We start from the raw sequence: 18,293 nt of genomic DNA, 5'->3' as shown, positions 1-18,293 counted from the left end.
CCGATACCCACTACCGGGAACGTCAAATGGCTGGGGATCAGATCCTTGCGTTGCGCAACGTCGGGCGACCGCCGGGGGCAGACTCAGACTGACGAGTGGGGCAGGCTGAGCCGCACCGGCACTGACTTGGCGGCCGGCACCTTGCTGCGTTCGGCGTGGTGCCACAGCGGCAGCAGCGGGTTGCACTCGGGGTAATACGCGGCGGCGCAGCCTTCGGGAATGTCGTAGGCGATGATCTCGAACGGCCCCACCTGGCGCTTTACCGCAGGCTCGATGGCGGTGGTCAGCATGACCTGCTGGCCGGCCGCGAACCCCAGGCGCACGATGTCGTTGGCATGCATGAAAATCACCTCACGCGTGCCGCTCACCCCGCGAAAACGGTCGTCGAACCCATAAATGGTGGTGTTGAACTGATCGTTGCTGCGCAGCGTCATCAGTTGCAGCACATCGCGGTCAGGTTCGGCGAGGTTCACGTCATCGTCTTCGGCGAGGGTCACGGGGGCGACGAACTGCGCCTTGCCGCTGGGCGTCTCCCACTGTCTTTGCGCGGCGGCAATCGGGCGATGGAAACCGCCTGGCTCGGCCATGCGGGTTTCCATGTCGTGGAAAATCTTCGGGTAGATCGTGGCGATGGCGGTTCGGACCCTGGAGTAGTCGTCGTTCCAGGCTTGCCAGTCGATGGTGCAGCCGTTGGCGAGGGTGGCCATGGCCAGCCCGGCGACGATGCTGGTTTCAGCGCGCACCTGCGGGCCGACCGGTTCGGCGCTGCCGCGCCAGCTGTGGATGCAGCCGGTGCTGTCCTCGGTGGTATACAGCTGCGGCACACCGTTCTGGCGATCGATTTCGATGCGTCCCAGGCAGGGCAACAGCCACATGGCGCGCGCGGGCAGCAAGTGAGTGCGGTTGAGCTTGGTCGCCACCTGCACATTCAGCTGCAAATTTTGCCAGGCCGGCTCCATGCGCGAGGTGTCGGGAATCGCCCGCAGGAAATTGCCGCCCAGACCGATAAAGCCGCGCACGCGGCCGTCGAGAATGCCTTCACAGGCATCCACGGTGCACAGGCCCTTGTGCGGCGGCACGCTGAAACCGAAGTGCTGTTCGATCAGGTCCACCGGGACCTTTTTCGGGTCTTCGGTAATGCCCACGGTGCGCTGGCCCTGCACGTTGGAATGGCCGCGCACCGGGCAGATCCCCGCGCCCGGCTTGCCGATATTGCCGCGCATCAGCAGCAGGTTGACCAGCATCTGCACGTTCGCCACGCCGTGCCGGTGCTGGGTGATGCCCATGCCATACACCAGCATCACACGCTGGCTGCGCGCATACACGGTGGCGGCGGCTTCCAGCGCGCCACGGGTCAGCCCGCTCTGGCGCTCCAGTTGCGCCCAGTCACAGCCACGTACGTAGGTGGTGAAAGCCTCGAAGCCCTCGGTGTGGCGGGCGATGAAATCGTAGTCCAGCACCGCCGGCGTGCCGTGCTCGGTGGCCTGGTCATCCATGGCCAGCAATGCCTTGGCGATGCCGGTGATGGCGGCGGTATCGCCACCAATGGCGACCTGGTGGTATTGGGTGCTGATCAGCGTCGACGCGGGTGTGAGCATTTCCCTGGGCGACTGCGGGTTGACGAAGCGCTCCAGCCCGCGCTCGCGCAAGGGGTTGAAGGTGATGATCGGCACGTCGCGGCGGCGCACATCCTGCAATTGATGGAGCATGCGCGGGCTGTTGCTGCCCACGTTCTGACCAAAGAAAAACAGGCAGTCGGTGTGTTCGAAGTCGTCCAGGGTCACGGTGCCCACTGGCACGCCGATACTTTCCTGCAGGCCCACCGAGGTGCTTTCGTGGCACATGTTGGAGCTGTCGGGCAGGTTGTTGCTGCCGTAGGCGCGGGCAAACAGCTGGTACATGAACGAGGTTTCCAGCGACGCGCGCCCCGAGGCGTAAAACACCACGCTGTTCGGGTCCATGGCCTTGAGCTGCGCGCCGATGTCGCGGTAGGCCTCTGCCCAGGAAGTCTCACGGTAGCGGTCAGTGATGGGGTCGTAGCGCATGGGGTGGGTCAGGCGACCCTGTTGCTCCAGCGCATAGTCCGACCATTCGCGCAGCTCGCTGAGGCTATGCTCGGCGAAGAAGGCCGGGTCGGTCTTGAGTGAGGTGAGTTCCCAGGCGGTCGCCTTGGCGCCGTTCTCGCAGAATTCCAGCGCATGGGGGCGGCCGGGTTTGGCCCAGGCGCAACTCACGCAGGCGAAGCCGTCCGGCTTGTTCTGTTTGAGCAATGCCGCCGGCGCTTTGCCCAGTGCCTGTTCGCGCCACAGGATACGCATCACCGAGTGGGCTGACCCCCATCCGCCACTGGCGTGGGTGTAGGGCTGGAAATGACTCTTGGGGTAGATGAGCATGAGGCACTCCCAGGCGATACGGTCAGGTCACTTGTTGCGCAACACCCGCGTTACGTGCGCATCGCGCGCTGGATGCGCATCCACTCGCGATACGCTGCTGTGCGCTGGTTATCAGCGAGTTTCTTCGCTTCGGTGAAACGTGCCCAGGTCAGCGGGTCTCCGCTGTAGGACTCGATCAACTGGTACGCCAGGGCGTCCAGTCGATCGGCCTCAAAGAACATCGCGGTGTTCTGTGCGATCTCGTCATCCCACGTGTGGCTGGTGCTGTAATCGAGTGTCTGACTGTTCATGATGTAACGCTCTCTGCCCATTTGATCTCTGTCGCGCTGCTCCACTGCACATCGGTGATGCCGTATTTCTCGGCCATGGGTCTGGAGACACGCTTGAGATTCTGTTGCCCGAACCTGGGTATCACGGCCACGCCCGCATCGCAGCTCGCCCAATGCCAGGCTTCGGCATTGTTCATCTGCGATGCACGCACGATGAAAGACTTGGGCTCACCGTGCAGCTGGTAGTGAATAGTGAATAAATCGTTGCGTTTCATGAGACCTCCCTATGCTCATGAGTAACTGATAATTGACGTCAAAAAAAATTCAAATTAATTGAGACGTCAATCATCGACGGTAAAAGCGACCCAGCCTGGCCCGTCGGTTGGCCGTTCAATTTCGGCAATCACCCCGCTGACGGCGTTGCCATCCGGCAAGTTGACCGTCACGTGGTTGGGGTGACCCGGCCACTGCAGCGGCGACTGAAAACTCAGGCGCACGATGGTCGGTTTGCCGCTGCTGGTCATCTGGATATCAACCGATTCATTCAAGACTTCTTCGGGCTCTGTACCGAGATGGCGGCGAGCGGTGATAACACTGGCAGGACCTTGATAGTCGTAGGGCATGCGGAATTACCTCAGGCGATTGGGAGCAATCTTGCTGTTCGGTAGAGCATGGTGCGCAAGTGATCGTTCAATGCAAATGAGCCAGCGGCGCCGTCAATGCCGATGGGGGGTGGCCGTGGGATCGATGATCTGGATCACCTCGCCCTGTCGCCATGCATCCGCCCCAGGGGCAATCGGTGGCGCGGGAATGTCGGCCCGTCCGGTTTTCTTTTTGCTGCTGTCGATGCCCAGCCGCTGATCACGTTCGGCGACCATGCGTGGGTCGGCCTGGCCATCGGCGGTGAACCCCATCATCAGTTGGGGCACGCCCAGGGGCAGGCGTTTGTCGAGGTCGGTGTGCCAGGTATGCCAGGTCTTGCCATAGGTGTGCACCAGCTTCTCCATCAATGCGTGTTCGGCCACTTCGGGAATGCCGGGCGCCACCAGTTGCCCCGACTTCACCTCATGCACATGGCTGTGCCACAGGGCTTTTTCCGCAGTTGGCAGCGTACTGAACAGCTGCTCGCTGATGATGTATTCCACCCCCATCAATTTTGCGTCCTTGCGATTGCCGTCATAGATCACGCACTGGATCACCTCTTCGTTGAGGATGGCGCAGTAGTGATGCGCTTCCATTTGTACATCGGGATGGCCGTTGTAGAAGTGGAAACCATCCAGATAGGCATTCAGCGCCTCTATTGGCGGGCGTGATTGCAACAGGGCGGCGCCGGTATCGAGTGCGCGCGTGCTGACGGTTGTGGTCTTGCCGGGCGCTTCGACGTTGGAGGGCGAGTCGTTGCCGGCGCACGCGCCGAGCAGGGCGAGGGCGGTTGCCAGGCATGCTGCCCTGGCGGTGCGGTGGTGGGAGGTGTCAGTCATCGTCGTGTTTATCCTGTTGGCATCCATGTACTGCTTGGAAAGACTGCGCACGCGCACGTTCAAAACTCTTTAAACCTTCTGCTCACGCACAGTGTCGATTGCTCAGGACACGTCGGAGGGAATGTAAATGATAGGGATCGTGATACCTGCCCATAACGAAGAGCGCTATATCGGCGAATGCCTGGACTCCGTGCTGCGCGCGACCGAGCACCCGGCCCTCAAGGGGCAATCGTTGGAGATACTGGTGGTGCTGGACGACTGCTCGGACGGCACCCGCGCGATGGTGTCGGCAAAGCAGGTAGAGCGCCTGGACGTGTGCTTTCGCAATGTCGGCAAGGCGCGGGCCACAGGGGCCGAGCAGCTCTTGAAGCGCGGCGCGCGCTGGCTGGCCTTTACGGATGCCGACACCGTGGTGCCGCCGGACTGGCTGGCACGCCAGATTGGCTTTGGTGCTGATGCGGTGTGCGGCACTGTCGACGTGGATGGCTGGAGTGAACACGACGAAGCCGTGCGCTCGCGGTACATGGCGCTGTACCAGTTCATCGAAAACCATCGCCATATCCACGGCGCCAACATGGGCCTGAGCGCCGAGGCCTATCGCACCGCTGGCGGCTTTCAGCACTTGGCGGCCCACGAGGATGTGCGCCTGGTGGCGGATCTTGAAAGGACCGGTGCGCGTATCGTCTGGACCGCCACCAACCCGGTGATCACCAGCGCCCGTCGGGACTACAAGTGTCGTGGCGGGTTTGGCGAGTACCTCGCCACGCTGGTGCCGGGTCATATTGGCGTCGACGCATGCCTGGGGTCGAGCACCGCGCTCGGTGTCGAGTAACCGTGGACCTGGTTGACTGGGTGCAATGGCCCGCCATGGCCGTGACCGTGCTCTCGGCCTGGTTCATCGGCTCGCAACGCCCACGCCGACGCATGCTCGCGTTCTGGGGCTTCATCCTCAGCAACACTTTGTGGGTGGCCTGGGGCTGGCACACCAATGCCTACGGCTTGATCGTTCTCGAATGCATTCTGCTGGGCATGAACGCACGGGGCTTCACGAAAAACCTGCGCGCGCAGCGCAATGCCGGATGATCTCGATCAGCGATTCTGCACGTGTCTTTACTTCGTATCGACGCAAAATCCGGAAATCAATATCACACGGAAGATAGTGCTGACTGGTTCCTTGAGTCCTGCGCCGAGAAAGTGGGCGAGTGATGTGGGTGGGCTGCCTTGCATGGCGAGAATCTGATATGCCCCGTCGAATTGCCGGGAGCGGCCAGACACCTCCCACGCTTATTGTTCCTGCACCTTTGCAGGAACGATCATCATGCAGCCGCCGCTCCCAAGCATCGTCAGTCGATTCGATAATCACGTTCACTTCTACACGTCAGCCGATCTTCAGCGCGTGTCAGGCTCGTTGCCCTACCGCTTGCCGGCACCGCATCCACTGACGGCGTACCTGGACCGGCTGATCGATGCCGGCATGCTCCCCGCCGTCATCAACAATGTTCATCTGAGCATCCTGCCGGACTCGCACAATGTGTTCGCCTCATTCGATGAGCTGAAGGCGCTTAAGGCTGCCGACCCCCGGCGGTATGGCGGTGTGAGGCTGGTCGGCACGATCAAGGCGCACCCGGTCTACGCAACCCGCGAGCGCCTCGCTCATCCGCAGGTTATTGGCGCGCGTATCGTGCTGCACGATGCGCCGCCTGAAAGCATTCACGGGACGCGCTTTTGCACCGCGCAGTGGTTGGCGTTCTACGCTCGGCTGCTGCCGCACCAGCACGTGCATATTTATGCAAAGGAAGCCGCGACCACGCTGTGCGTGTTACGTCAGGTGCCGCAAGCCGTGCGGGTCATCATCGATCACCTGGGCAGTTGCCACGGCGAACGTGGCGCGACGGAGCCTGCCTATCTCGCGCTGCTTGCTGAAGCGCGACGGCGCGGCACGGTGTGGTTCAAGGGGCCGGGTTATCGAACCTCGGTCAACCCGCATACGGCTGCCCAATTCGTCACGCAGATTGTGCGTACCGTCGGTGCCGACAGGCTGCTGCTGCAAGCCAGCGATGCGCCGCATGTGGGGGGCGACGACAACGGGGTGCCCTATGCCCACGGGTTTGATGTGACCAGTGCCTTTGAGTTTGTCGACGCCGTTGCGCGGCATGTATGTGAGGCGACCCGCCTGCCGGTCAGTCAGCTGCTGCGAGGCGCTTGCTGAGCCACTCCTTTTCACCGTCCGGGATATCCAGTAATGAACAGCATCCGTAGCAAGGAAATTACCTTCGCCGTCCACTATGGCGATGCAACGTTAAACCTCAAGGGCTGGGTGTTCGAGCCCGACTCGGCTTCGTCCACCTCATTGCCACCGGTGGTCTTCAACTCGGGCTTCACCGGCGGGGTCAGCATGTACGGCCAGTTGTTCGGGCGTGCGCTGGCGGCGCGGGGTTACCGCGTGATGACCTATGACGTGGCGGGCTTCTTTTCCAATAAATACGTACGCAACACGCTCAAGGCCGAGGGCATGGAAATCACCCGGGTGATACTCGAAGACCAGCGGGACGAAGTCCTCGGCGCCGTTGCCTGGGTACGCGATACCTTCGGTGAAATGCCGGTGGTGGCGTCCTGGGCGCTGGGCGCGGTGGCAAGCCTTGGCGCCGTGGCTGAACTCGCGGCAGCGGGGGGCGAACAGATCCGCTTATGGGTGCCGATGAGCTACACCGGCACCCGTCAACTGCAAGCCTTGCGCACCGACAGTCAAGCGGCCGATGCGGCGATCCAGCAGTTGCCGGATGACGCACCGATTCCGCCGTTTGATATCGGTACCGAATCAACCCGTCTGGGCTTTTATCCGCTGGACCCCGAGACCCAGGCCTACGTGGATCAGCAGTTGGGCGCCTATACCGAGGCGGGCGGCGCTGATCGCTGGCCGGGTTGCAGCCACGTGACGGCAAAGTCCTACAAAGCCTGCGTCGCCTATGACCCGGAGCGCGGTATCGAAGGCGCAGCAGGCTTTGCGCCTGCATTGATTATCCACGGCGCCGACAATACCCTGCACAGGCCGTCCGAATCCGAGCGTCTGCATCGACACTATCCCGGTGACGCCGGCGCGGGCGTGCTGATAATCACGCGGATGCAGCACGGCCAGCAGAATCAGGCGGACAATCCGCTGTTCCAGGCCATGATCCACAGCATCGATGAGGCGATTCGTGCGCGCGGCTGATTAGACCGTCAATCCTCAGGGTCTGCAAATGTGGCAAGTCCGCTCGCCACGGGTCTGGTTTGATCACGTTTGCCCAGGTGGGCGCCCACACGAGAATTCGGCGATGATGACTCCCCGGCACATTGGTTTGCTCATGCTTCCCCAGTTCTCGATGATGGCGCTTGCCGGCGCCAGCGAGCCGCTGCGGGCGGCGAATCGGCTTCGTGGCACACGGTTGTATGAGTGGACGCTGCTGAGTGAAACCGGTGGGCCGGTGTGCTCCAGCAGTGGGCTGGAACTGCAGACGGTGGCGATCGAACACGCCCCCGCGCTGGACCGCGTGTTCGTGCTGGCCAGCCTGGATATCGAGACACAGAAACCGCCGAAGATGCTGCGCTATCTGCAACGCGCGGCGGCCCGGGGCATAACGGTAGGTGCCTTGAGCACGGGCACTTTCATTCTTGCCCGCGCCGGTTTGCTCGATGGAAAACGCTGCACCCTGCACTGGGAATGCATCGGCCAGTTTGCCGAGGAGTTTCCCCTGATCGAAGTGACCCGCGACCTCTACGTCAACCATGACAACCGCTGGACCTGTGCCGGTGGCACGGCGGCCATCGACCTGATGCTGGCGCAGATAGCGCTGGATTTCGGCAACCCGCTGGCGGCAGGCGTCGCCGAGCAATTTTTGCATGCCCGAATCAGGGCGCCGGAAGAACACCAGCGCATGTCGATCCAGTGGCGTTTCGGGGTTCACGACCGGCGGCTCACGGCGGCGATTGCCGCGATGGAAAACAACCTGGAGCACCTGGTTGGCATCGATGTGATCGCCGAGCGCTGCAACCTGTCCCATCGTCAGTTGGAGCGCCTGTGGCAACAGCACTTCGGCAAGACCCCGAAAAAATTCTATCTGGAACTGCGGCTTAACGAAGCGCGCCGCCTGCTGCGTGAAAGCGCCCAGCCCATCGCCCGTATCGCCCACTGTTGCGGCTTCGTTTCAGCCTCGCACCTGGGCGATGTCTACCGGCGTACATGGGGCTGCACGCCCGGCGAGGAGCGGCGGAAATTTGATGAAACCCATTCCTGATGTCAGTGCATGACCCGGCAGCGCTAATCTTTCGCCACCTCGTCATACGGGCGCTGGCGCAACTCGGAAACGTCGATTTTTTGATATAGCTCGTCGGGGATACAGCGCAGATGCCGTGCGCCGACGGGGTAAGGTTCGTGGCAGGTTCAGCGCGCCTTTCGGCGCTGTGCCGAGCACAACAACAATGACCTGAAGAAGGCCCTGCAACCATGGAAACCTTGCGCTTCATTCTGGACAATCACGGCCTGATCAGCTTTCTGCTGGGGCAGCACCTGTTCATCGTCGCGCTTGCCGTCGGTCTGGCGATCCTCACCGGTGTGCCCGCCGGTATCGCGATCTCCCAGCACGCCGGCTTGCGTCGCTGGGTGCTGGCCTTCGCCGCCGTGCTGATGACCATTCCTTCGGCCGCGTTGTTCGGGCTGATGATTCCCGTGCTGTCCCTGGTGGGCTACGGAATCGGCGTGGTACCGGCGGTCATTGCGCTGTTCCTGTATTCGCAGCTGCCGATCATCCGCAACACCAGCACCGCACTTTCCAATATCGACCCGGCCTTGCGCGAGGCGGCCATCGGCATGGGCATGTCCACCTGGCAGCGACTGCGCAAGGTCGAACTGCCGCTGGCGGTGCCGCTGATCATGGCGGGCGTCAGGATGGCCACGGTGATCAATATCGGCATCGCAGCCATTGCCGCTTACATCGGCGCCGGCGGCCTGGGCAGCCTCATCATTCGCGGTATCACGCAAACCGATACGCGGCAATTGCTGGCCGGCGCCCTGGTCATCAGCGTGATCGCCATCGCGGCTGACTATGCGCTGTACGCCCTGCAGCGGCTGCTGACACCCCGCGGCCTGAACACCAGCACGCTGATGGCCGGCCGACTGAAAGAGGCAACCACATGATCCAGATCGAACATCTGAACAAGACCTTTGGCGCCATCACCGCGGTACAAGACGTCTCGTTGAGCGTCGCCGAGGGGCAGATCTGCATTCTGCTCGGCCCGTCGGGCTGCGGTAAAACCACCACGTTGAAGATGATCAACCGGCTGATTGCGCCTACCTCCGGCACCATCAGGATTGCCGGACGCGATACCGCCGAACTGGACAGCGTGACGCTCAAGCGTTCCATCGGCTATGTGATTCAACAAGTCGGTCTGTTCCCCAACATGACCGTCGAGGACAACATCTGCGTGGTGCCCAATCTGCTGGGATGGGACAAGAACACGAGCCGCAAGCGCGCTGCGGAGTTGCTGGAGGTGGTGGCGCTGGACCCGGCGACATTTCTCAAACGCTACCCTTGTGAACTTTCGGGCGGCCAGCAGCAGCGGGTCGGCGTGGCCCGTGCCCTGGCGGCGGACCCGCCGGTGATGTTGATGGACGAGCCGTTTGGCGCCATCGACCCAATCAACCGCGAGGTGATCCAGGACGAGTTCATGCGTATCCAGCGCCAGGTCGGCAAGACTGTGCTGTTCGTCAGCCACGACATCGACGAGGCGATGAAGATGGCCGACTGTGTCGCGTTGTTCCATGACGGCAGGATCGAGCAGTTCGGCACCCCGGACGACCTGCTGGCCCGGCCTGCCAGCGACTTCGTGGCCAGCTTCATGGGCGGTGACCGCATCATGAAGCGCCTGCGCCTGTTGCGCTCGGTGGACGTGGCCAGCCAGGTGCCGCCTCGGCAAGGCGGTTCTTCCTCCGCGCAACTGGTGGTCAAGCCCGGGGATGACCTGCGTCAGGTGTTTTCGCAATTGCTGGGGCGCGGTCAGGACTGGGCGCTGTGCAACGACAGCGATGGACGTTTTGTCGGCTACGTGCACCAGGCCGATATCCTGGCGCGGCTGGCTGACCACACGACGCATGGGGTGCACTGACGATGCCTGAGTTCATCAGCCGCTTGAGCGCCGGGCTTGAGCTCTACTGGGGCGATATCAGCTACCTGAGCGTTCAGCACCTGCAAATCGTCGCCATCAGCGCGGCACTGGCCTTGCTGGTGGCGCTGCCCCTTGGCGTATGGATGAGCCGCACGGCGAGCCAGCGCCATGCCATGGCGTGCATGCAGTTTCTCAATGTGGGGCAGGCCATTCCCAAGCTTGCCCTGCTGGCGCTGGCCATGAGCTTTGTCGGCGTGGGCAGTAGCGCGGCCATCTTCGCCTTGTGGGTGGCAACCTTGCTGCCCGTGGCGGTAAACACCTGCGAAGGTTTGCGCGCGGTGCCCCGGCACGTGATCGAAGCGGCCGAGGCCATGGGCATGACGCCGACGCAAGTGCTGTGGAAAGTCGAGATACCCAATGCGATGAACGTGATCTTCGCCGGTATCCGTACGGCCCTGGCCATCAACGTCGGCACGGCGCCGCTGGCCTTCCTGGTTGGCGGAGGCGGGCTGGGCGAATTGATTTTTACCGGTATCGACCTGAACGATTTCGACATGATGCTGGCCGGTGCCGTGTCCACCGCATTGCTGGCCATCGTGATCGACCTGGCGTGCGGCCTGATCCAGAACCTCAGCGTTTCCCGGGGATTGCGTTTGGCCGGACGCGTTTGAAATCTGTCGACACACAACACTGAAACGAGGTGCAGGATGATGTATCGAGTATGGGTCAGTCTGATGTTTACGCTGGGTCTGGTGGGCGGTGCTCTAGCCAACAGCACTATCGTCGTTGGCGGCAAGAAGTTCACCGAGCAGCAACTGGTGGCCGAACTCACCACCCAGCTGCTGCGCGCCAATGGTTACCGGGTGGATAAACGCCCGGACCTGGGCTCCTCGATCCTGCGCGCGGCGCAGGAAAACGGCCAGGTCGACGTGTACTGGGAATACACCGGCACTGCGTTGATCGTTCACAACAAGGTCAATGAAAAGCTGGATGCCGAAGCAGCCTACAACAAGGTCAGTGCGCTGGATGCACAGAAAGGCATCACCTGGCTGAATCCATCCGGCGCCAACAACACCTACGCACTGGCCATGCGCAAGGAGCAGGCGGACAAGGACGGCATTGCCTCGATCAGCGACCTGGCCAGGAATATCGGCGACGGCAAGCTCTACACATTTGCCTCCAATGCCGAATTTTTCTCGCGCTCTGACGGGCTGCGACCGCTGCAACAAACTTATGGGTTCGAGTTCGGGCGTAAAAACGTGATCCGAATGGACGGCGGCCTGACTTACCAGGCCCTGCGTGACAGCCAGACGAACGTGGCGCTGGTGATGTCGACTGATGGACGCCTGTCCGCGTTCGGGTTTGTCGCGTTAAAGGACGACAAGGGATTTTTTCCCAGTTACGCACTCACCCCCGTCATCCGCACCGAGGTCCTGAAGGCCAACCCGAAGGTCGGCCGGTTGCTCAACGCGCTGTCTTCCACGCTGGATGACGCCACCATCGCCGCGCTTAATGCCCGTATCGAAGTGGGCCGTGAATCCATAGAAAATGTATCCCGGGAATTCCTCCAGCAACGCCAACTGTTCCAGATGAACTGACTAAACGCTGTCTGGAAACGACCCCCGGCTTCTTTGGCGAGCAGGCTTTTGGTGCAAGCCCGTGCGGGGCTTCACAAAGAACCTGCGCGCGCAGCGCAATGCCGGATGATCTTGATCAGCGATTTTGCACGTTCTTTCTGAAGCCGCGCAGGTTCATCAGGCACAGGCATATCTGCAGTACGATCAACGCGTATGCATGGGCATGAACGCCCCAGATGACCCATAGAATATTGCTCAAGATAAAACAGAAAAATCCTGCCATCCGCCTTGCCGGACGCTGAGACCCGATCAGCCATGCCGCCAATACGGTGACAGCCATGGCAGGCCATTGCACCCAATCCACATCACTCAAGTCAGCGTCCTCGTCTTTTATTCCGTTTAAAACACAGAGGGTCGCCTGGGTGAATGATTCAGATTTTTTCGCTGCCGGCGCCTTGACCGCCTGTCAGCCAGGCAGACTATTTGTTGAACAGGCACGGGTGTATCCGGGCCAGATAAAACAAGGTCTGACGGCCCGTGTTTAAGTCCGCCTGGAGATGATCATGAAAAAACTATCGATGTGCCTGGGCCTTTGCAGCGTATTCCTGCTGCACGGGTGCTTTGATAATGCCGACAACACCACTAAGGGCAATACTGATGGAAGCAAGTCGTCGGTGCAGATGCAGGAGGGGAAGGTTGAGGGGGATAAGTGAAGGTGGGGATGCATCGCGGCGCTCAATGTCCGTATCGAAGTGGGCCGTGAATCCATCGAAAACGTATCTCGAGAGTTCCTGCAACAACGCCAATTGCTCCAGATGAACTGACTAAACGCTGCCTGGAAGCAACCCCGGTTTCTTTGGCGAGCAGGCTTTATGTGGCGAGCAGGCTTGTTGTGGCGAGCAGGCTTGTTGTGGCGAGCGGGCTTGCCCCGCGTTGGGGTGCGAAGCGTCCCCATTTAAGGTAAACGCGTTGTAACTGACGCTACGCAGAGCGTGGTTTCGGGGCTGCTGCGCAGCCCAACGCGGGGCAAGCCCGCTCGCCACAGAGGTCCTTTCCGGCCTCACTCACAGCTGCTCTAACAGCCAGGTGCGAAACGCAATCAACGAGGGCAACCTTTCATTGCGCGGCGGGTAAACCAGGTAATAACTGCGCTGACTGGCGAAAGGCTGGCTTCGAAAACGTATCCCGGGAATTCCTGCAGCAACGTCAACGGTTTCAGATGAACTGACCAGGCGCTGCCTGGAAGCAACCCCGGTTTCTTTGGCGAGCAGGCTTTATGTGGCGAGCGGGCTTGTTGTGGCGAGCGGGCTTGCCCCGCGTTGGGGTGCGAAGCGCCCCCATTTAAGGTAAACGCGTTGTAACTGACGCTACGCAGAGCCTGATTTCGGGGCTGCTGCGCAGCCCAACGCGGGGCAAGCCCGCTCGCCACAACAAGCCCGCTCGCCACAGTAATGCTGTTCGCCACAGAGGTCCTTTCCGGCCTCACTCACAGTTGCTGCAACAACCAGGTGCGAAATGCAATCAATGAAGGCAGCCTTTCATTGCGCGGCGGGTAAACCAGGTAATAACTGCGCTGACTGGCAAAGGGCTGCCCCAGGCTGATCAATTCGCCGTTGGCCAGTTCGTCGCTCACCAAAATACGCGGCACCAGGCCGATGCCGATGCCTGCACGCACGGCCTGAATCAAGTGCGACGTCAGTTCGAAGTTCGGCCCCAGGCGCATCAGGCGATGGGGCAGGCCGTGGTGGCTGAACCACTCGCCCCAGACGGTGGCATTGTTTGCCACATTCAACAGCATCTGCTGCGCCAGGTGCTGCGCTTGCCAATCTTCATGGGCCAGGGCGGCGTCGGGCGACATGATCACCAGCAGTTCTTCCATGTGCAACCGATGGCTGATCAGCCCTGGCAGATCGGCACTGCCCACGACGATGGCGGCATCGATGCCGCTGGTTTCGAAGTCGATGGCGTCGATCCGCGAATGGATGTGCACCAGCATGCCGGGATGGCTTTTGTAAAAATCATGCAGGCGCGGCAACAGCCACTTTGAGCCAAAGGTCGGCAAGGTGGCCAGGCGCAGGGTGCCGCTGCCCGATTGGTAGGCCAGGGCCTGCAACGTGGCGCTGCGGATCAGGCCGAGTGCGTGGCTCATCTCGCGCTGATACAGCCTGCCCACATCGGTCAACTGGACGTGCCGGCCTTCGCGGCGAAACAGCGTCAGGCCCAACTGCTGCTCCAGCGCCTGAACCTGTCGGCTTACCGCGCTCTGGGTCAGGGACAGCTCCACGGCCGCGCGGGTGTAGCTTTCGTGTCGCGCAGCGGCTTCAAACGCCAGCAGCAGCGACATCGAAGGGGTGAGGTGACGGTAATTCATTCGTAAAAGTCATCGATAGCGGCAGGATTATGCGTTTGTAGCGCGCCGTAACCTGCAGGATCATGGGCCAAACCAACGACCTGAGGCTGACCTATTAATGCCCAGGCGACAAGTATTTTGACTTTCCGTGCCCAGAGACCTGCCCGCGATGATCGCCCCGTTGCCTACCGCTGCACCTGCGCCACAGTACCCGGAGTTTCTGCAGGCCTTGCAGGCCAGCGGCTTTCGCGGCCAGCTCAGTGCCGACTACGCCACCCGCACCGTACTGGCCACCGATAATTCGATCTATCAGCGCCTGCCCCAAGCGGCGGTATTCCCCCTCGACGCCGACGATATCGCGCGCATCGCCACCCTGATGGCCGAACCGCGCTTTCGCCAGGTCAAACTGACCCCGCGCGGCGGTGGCACCGGCACCAACGGCCAGTCGCTGACCGATGGCATCGTGGTCGATCTGTCGCGCCACATGAACGCAATCCTTGAAATCAACGTGGCCGAGCGCTGGGTGCGGGTGCAGGCGGGCGTGGTCAAGGACCAGCTCAATGCCGCGCTCAAGCCTCACGGGCTGTTCTTCGCCCCGGAGCTGTCCACCTCCAACCGCGCCACCGTGGGCGGCATGATCAACACGGACGCCAGCGGCCAGGGCAGTTGCACCTACGGCAAGACCCGCGACCATGTTCTTGAACTGCACAGCGTGTTGCTTGGCGGCGAGCACCTGCACAGCCGGCCGCTGTCCGACGGCGAGCTTGAGGCGGCGTGCGCGCAGAGCGGCCGCATCGGTGAGGTGTACCGCACCGCGCGGCACATCCACGACACCCAGGCCGAGCTGATCGCCTCGATATTCCCCACGCTCAATCGCTGCCTCACCGGTTACGACCTGGCGCACCTGCGTGACGAGCAGGGGCGTTTCAACCTCAACAGCGTGCTGTGCGGCGCCGAAGGCTCGCTCGGCTATGTGGTCGAAGCCAGGCTCAATGTGCTGCCGATTCCGCGTTACTCGGTGCTGGTCAATGTGCGCTACGCCAGCTTCATGGACGCGCTGCGTGACGCCAACGCCTTGCTTGCGCATGCGCCGCTGTCCATCGAAACCGTGGACTCCAAAGTGTTGCTGCTGGCGATGAAGGACATTGTCTGGCACAGCGTCGCCGAGTACTTCCCCACCGATGCCGCGCGCCCCACGCTGGGCATCAACCTGGTGGAATTCAGCGGCGACGATGTGGCCCAGGTCAACGCACGGGTGGCGGCCTTTGTCGCGCACTTGCAGAGCGACACCAGCCTCGAGCGGCTGGGCCACACCCTGGCCGAAGGCGCCGAAGCGGTGACCCGCGTCTACGCCATGCGCAAACGTTCGGTGGGGCTGCTGGGTAACGTCGACGGTGAGATTCGCCCGCAGCCCTTTGTCGAAGACACTGCCGTGCCGCCGGAGCGTCTGGCCGATTACATCACCGAGTTTCGCGCCTTGCTCGACAGTTATGGCCTGGCCTACGGCATGTTCGGCCATGTCGACGCCGGCGTGCTGCACGTACGCCCGGCGCTGGACATGAAAGACCCGGCCCAGGCCGCCCTGGTCAAACCGATCTCCGACGCCGTGGCCGCGCTGACCCAGCGTTACGGCGGGCTGCTGTGGGGCGAGCATGGCAAGGGTTTGCGCTCTGAATACGTGCCCGCGTTCTTCGGCGAGCTGTACCCGGCGTTGCAAGCGCTCAAGGGCGCCTTTGACCCGCACAACCAGCTCAATCCCGGCAAGATCTGCACGCCGCCAAATGCCGCCCAGGGGTTGCTCAAAGTCGACGAAGTGACGCTGCGCGGCGACCTCGACCGGCACATCGACGAACGCGTGTGGCAGAGCTTCGGCACCGCCATGCACTGCAACGGCAATGGCGCCTGCTACAACTACGACCCCGACGACGCCATGTGCCCCTCGTGGAAAGCCACCCGCGAACGCCAGCATTCGCCCAAGGGCAGGGCGTCGCTGATCCGCGAGTGGTTGCGCCTGCAGGGCGCGGCCAATATCGACGTGCTGGTCGTGGCTCGCGGCCGGCTCGCCTGGTTGGGCGGGCTGCCCGCGCGGCTGCGCAACAACCTGGCGCGCTCGCGCGGTGAGGCGGACTTTTCCCATGAGGTGTATGACGCCATGGCGGGCTGTCTGGCGTGTAAATCCTGCGCGGGGCAGTGCCCGATCAAGGTCAATGTGCCGGAGTTTCGCTCGCGGTTCCTGGAGCTGTATCACGGTCGCTACCAACGTCCGATGCGCGACTACCTGATCGGCTCGCTGGAGTTCACCATTCCCTACCTGGCTTACGCGCCGGGCCTGTACAACGCGGTCATGGGCGCCGGTTGGATGAGTCGCCTGCTGGCACGCCACGTGGGCATGCTCGACAGCCCGCTGATCCACCGCCACGATTTGCAGGCCACGCTCAACGCGTGCAAGGTCAAGGTCGCCAGCGTGGCGGCGCTGCGCGAGCTGACGCCCGCGCAACGCGAGCGCAGCGTGGTGCTGGTGCAGGATGCATTCACCCGTTACTTCGAAACGCCGTTGCTGGCGAACTTTATCCAGTTGGCTCATCAGCTGGGCTACCGGGTGTTTCTGGCGCCCTACAGCGCCAATGGCAAACCCTTGCATGTGCAGGGCTTCCTCGGTGCCTTCGCCAAAGCGGCGATTCGCAATGCCACGCAACTCAAGGCCCTGGCCGACTGCGGCGTGCCGCTGGTGGGCCTGGATCCGGCAATGACGCTGGTCTATCGCCAGGAGTACCGCAAGGTGCCGGGAATGGGCGAGTGCCCGACGGTGCTGCTGCCTCAGGAATGGCTGGTCGACGCGCTGCCGGAGCGCGCGCCCCACAACCCGCAGACCTTCCGCCTGCTGGCGCACTGCACCGAAAAGACCAACGTGCCGGCCAGTACCGCGCAGTGGCAAGCCGTGTTTGCCCGGTTGGGGCTCACACTGGTCAGCGAGGCGAGTGGCTGCTGCGGGATGTCCGGCACTTATGGCCATGAGGCCCGCAATCAGCACACGTCGAAGACCATTTTCGAGCAGTCATGGGCCGGCAAGCTGGACCAGTCCGGCGAGGCGCTGGCCACGGGTTATTCCTGCCGCAGCCAGGTCAAGCGTCTAGCCGGCAGGCACCTGCGCCACCCGTTGCAAGTGGTGCTCGAGCATGCCGGTCAGCCTTACTCCTTGACGTCCATGAACTCTTCGGCCCACGCCATGTAGCTGGCCGGCAACGTGTAGGTGTGGGTGAGTTCGGTGGCGCTGAGGTTGGAGGTGCGGTGGGTCAGTTGGCGCTGCGCGCGCAGGCTGTCGTAGGTGGCCTTGATGGCCGCAAAGTAGGCGCCATGGCCGGCCACCACCACGCGCACACCGAGGCTGGCCAGGCGCGCTGCGTCGTTGAGCTTGGGGTTGGCGTAGGTCACCAGCATCAGCGGCACGCTGAGGTTTTCGGCGATCTGCTCCAGGTGCTCGAAGTCCTTGACGCCGACCATGCAGATGCCGTCGGCACCGGCTTTTTCGTAGGCCCGAGTGCGCTTGATCACGTCCTCAGTGGGCAGTACACCGGCGTTGGTGCGCGCGATGATCGACAGCGCAGGATCAACCCGTGCCTCGAGAGCGGCCCTGACCTTGCCGATGCCTTCGTCGATGGAAATCAGATCGGTGGATTTGCGCCCGAATTGCGCGGGCAGCAGGGTGTCTTCGATGGTCAGCGCGGCCACGCCGGCGCGTTCGAGTTCTTCGACGGTGCGCATCACGTTCAGGGCATTGCCGTAACCGTGATCGGCATCGGCGATAAAGGGCAGTTGGGCGACGCGACCGATGCGCGTGGCCTGTTCGACGAATTCGCTGAGGGTGATCAGCGCGAAATCGGGCGCCGCCAGTACCTGCAACGAGGCGACCGAGCCGCCCAGAATGCCGACCTCAAACCCCAGGTCGGCCGCAATGCGCGCGGACATCGGGTCGAACACAGAAGCTGTTTCAACGCACTGGGAGGCGGCAAGCAACTCACGAAAATTGCAGCGAAGCGCTGAGTGGGAAATTTTTGGCATGATCTTTCCTGGTTCTGGCCATC

The 18,293-nt window shown here is 62.2% G+C and carries 19 protein-coding genes and 1 pseudogene; 11 read left to right on the top strand and 9 right to left on the bottom strand.

Features of this window, described 5'->3' with window-relative positions:
- Window positions 1-83: 83 nt before the first annotated feature.
- From TU79_RS19285 to TU79_RS19265, 5 genes are all read right to left on the bottom strand, one after another.
- A complete protein-coding gene (locus tag TU79_RS19285; RefSeq protein ID WP_057009493.1) occupies window positions 84-2,393 on the bottom strand; it encodes an FdhF/YdeP family oxidoreductase in 2,310 nt (769 codons plus the stop codon).
- Between the two features lie 50 nt (window positions 2,394-2,443).
- The gene (locus TU79_RS19280) at window positions 2,444-2,683 is read right to left on the bottom strand and encodes a hypothetical protein (RefSeq protein WP_057009492.1); all 240 of its coding nucleotides are present in this window, start codon (window positions 2,681-2,683) and stop codon (window positions 2,444-2,446) included.
- Window positions 2,680-2,937 carry a DUF6555 family protein gene (locus tag TU79_RS19275; protein WP_057009491.1) on the bottom strand — a complete coding sequence of 86 codons (258 nt, stop codon included), beginning with the start codon at window positions 2,935-2,937 and terminating at the stop codon, window positions 2,680-2,682. The genes TU79_RS19280 and TU79_RS19275 overlap by 4 nt, the downstream gene beginning before the upstream one ends.
- A 66-nt stretch (window positions 2,938-3,003) precedes the next feature.
- Window positions 3,004-3,285, bottom strand: coding sequence for a hypothetical protein (locus TU79_RS19270; RefSeq protein ID WP_057009490.1), 282 nt, complete (start codon window positions 3,283-3,285; stop codon window positions 3,004-3,006).
- A 93-nt stretch (window positions 3,286-3,378) separates the two neighbouring features.
- Window positions 3,379-4,143: an OBAP family protein gene (locus TU79_RS19265; RefSeq protein ID WP_057009489.1), complete on the bottom strand. Its 765-nt coding sequence runs from the start codon at window positions 4,141-4,143 to the stop codon at window positions 3,379-3,381.
- Between the two features lie 127 nt (window positions 4,144-4,270).
- Between TU79_RS19265 and TU79_RS19260 the strand changes: the two genes are divergently transcribed.
- From TU79_RS19260 to TU79_RS19220, 9 genes are all read left to right on the top strand, one after another.
- The gene (locus TU79_RS19260; protein ID WP_057009488.1) at window positions 4,271-4,975 is read left to right on the top strand and encodes a glycosyltransferase family 2 protein; all 705 of its coding nucleotides are present in this window, start codon (window positions 4,271-4,273) and stop codon (window positions 4,973-4,975) included.
- A 2-nt stretch (window positions 4,976-4,977) separates the two neighbouring features.
- Window positions 4,978-5,226 carry a hypothetical protein gene (locus TU79_RS19255; RefSeq protein WP_057009487.1) on the top strand — a complete coding sequence of 83 codons (249 nt, stop codon included), beginning with the start codon at window positions 4,978-4,980 and terminating at the stop codon, window positions 5,224-5,226.
- Window positions 5,227-5,461: 235 nt separating this feature from the next.
- On the top strand, window positions 5,462-6,352 hold the full coding sequence (locus tag TU79_RS19250) for an amidohydrolase family protein (RefSeq protein ID WP_057009486.1): 891 nt from the start codon (window positions 5,462-5,464) through the stop codon (window positions 6,350-6,352).
- A 33-nt stretch (window positions 6,353-6,385) separates the two neighbouring features.
- Window positions 6,386-7,354 (top strand): dienelactone hydrolase family protein, encoded by a 969-nt coding sequence (locus tag TU79_RS19245; RefSeq protein ID WP_057009485.1) that lies wholly within the window; start codon window positions 6,386-6,388, stop codon window positions 7,352-7,354.
- A gap of 133 nt (window positions 7,355-7,487) precedes the next feature.
- Entirely contained in the window at window positions 7,488-8,417 is a 930-nt protein-coding gene (locus TU79_RS19240) for a GlxA family transcriptional regulator (protein ID WP_082638585.1), read from the top strand.
- Between the two features lie 209 nt (window positions 8,418-8,626).
- Window positions 8,627-9,316, top strand: coding sequence for an ABC transporter permease (locus TU79_RS19235; RefSeq protein ID WP_057009483.1), 690 nt, complete (start codon window positions 8,627-8,629; stop codon window positions 9,314-9,316).
- Complete coding sequence (locus TU79_RS19230) at window positions 9,313-10,284, top strand: ABC transporter ATP-binding protein (protein WP_057009482.1); 972 nt, start codon at window positions 9,313-9,315, stop codon at window positions 10,282-10,284. Before TU79_RS19235 ends, TU79_RS19230 begins: the two co-directional genes overlap by 4 nt.
- Before the next feature lie 2 nt (window positions 10,285-10,286).
- Window positions 10,287-10,955, top strand: a complete 669-nt coding sequence (locus tag TU79_RS19225; RefSeq protein ID WP_057009481.1) for an ABC transporter permease — start codon at window positions 10,287-10,289, stop codon at window positions 10,953-10,955.
- Between the two features lie 36 nt (window positions 10,956-10,991).
- Window positions 10,992-11,882 (top strand): glycine betaine ABC transporter substrate-binding protein, encoded by an 891-nt coding sequence (locus tag TU79_RS19220; protein WP_057009480.1) that lies wholly within the window; start codon window positions 10,992-10,994, stop codon window positions 11,880-11,882.
- A 115-nt stretch (window positions 11,883-11,997) separates the two neighbouring features.
- Here TU79_RS19220 and TU79_RS19215 read toward each other — a convergent pair whose 3' ends face one another.
- A complete protein-coding gene (locus TU79_RS19215) occupies window positions 11,998-12,201 on the bottom strand; it encodes a hypothetical protein (protein ID WP_057009479.1) in 204 nt (67 codons plus the stop codon).
- A gap of 223 nt (window positions 12,202-12,424) precedes the next feature.
- On the opposite strand from TU79_RS19215, the gene TU79_RS26340 reads away from it, so the two are divergent.
- A complete protein-coding gene (locus tag TU79_RS26340; protein WP_169793801.1) occupies window positions 12,425-12,574 on the top strand; it encodes a hypothetical protein in 150 nt (49 codons plus the stop codon).
- Window positions 12,575-12,925: 351 nt separating this feature from the next.
- On the opposite strand, the pseudogene TU79_RS26110 reads toward TU79_RS26340, so the two are convergent.
- Both TU79_RS26110 and TU79_RS19210 read right to left on the bottom strand, forming a co-directional pair.
- Window positions 12,926-13,024 (bottom strand): annotated as a pseudogene (locus TU79_RS26110) (LysR substrate-binding domain-containing protein); the annotation flags it as partial.
- Window positions 13,025-13,347: 323 nt separating this feature from the next.
- Entirely contained in the window at window positions 13,348-14,232 is an 885-nt protein-coding gene (locus TU79_RS19210) for a LysR substrate-binding domain-containing protein (RefSeq protein WP_057009478.1), read from the bottom strand.
- Between the two features lie 148 nt (window positions 14,233-14,380).
- Between TU79_RS19210 and ydiJ the strand changes: the two genes are divergently transcribed.
- A complete protein-coding gene (ydiJ, locus tag TU79_RS19205) occupies window positions 14,381-17,443 on the top strand; it encodes a D-2-hydroxyglutarate dehydrogenase YdiJ (protein WP_057009477.1) in 3,063 nt (1,020 codons plus the stop codon).
- Here ydiJ and TU79_RS19200 read toward each other — a convergent pair.
- A complete protein-coding gene (locus TU79_RS19200; protein ID WP_057009476.1) occupies window positions 17,401-18,270 on the bottom strand; it encodes an isocitrate lyase/PEP mutase family protein in 870 nt (289 codons plus the stop codon). The two genes, ydiJ and TU79_RS19200, sit on opposite strands and share 43 nt — an antisense overlap.
- Window positions 18,271-18,293 lie beyond the last annotated feature (23 nt).

The sequence above is a fragment of the Pseudomonas trivialis genome (assembly GCF_001439805.1).
Lineage (GTDB): Bacteria > Pseudomonadota > Gammaproteobacteria > Pseudomonadales > Pseudomonadaceae > Aquipseudomonas > Aquipseudomonas trivialis.
This window is presented reverse-complemented; position numbering and strand designations above follow the sequence as displayed.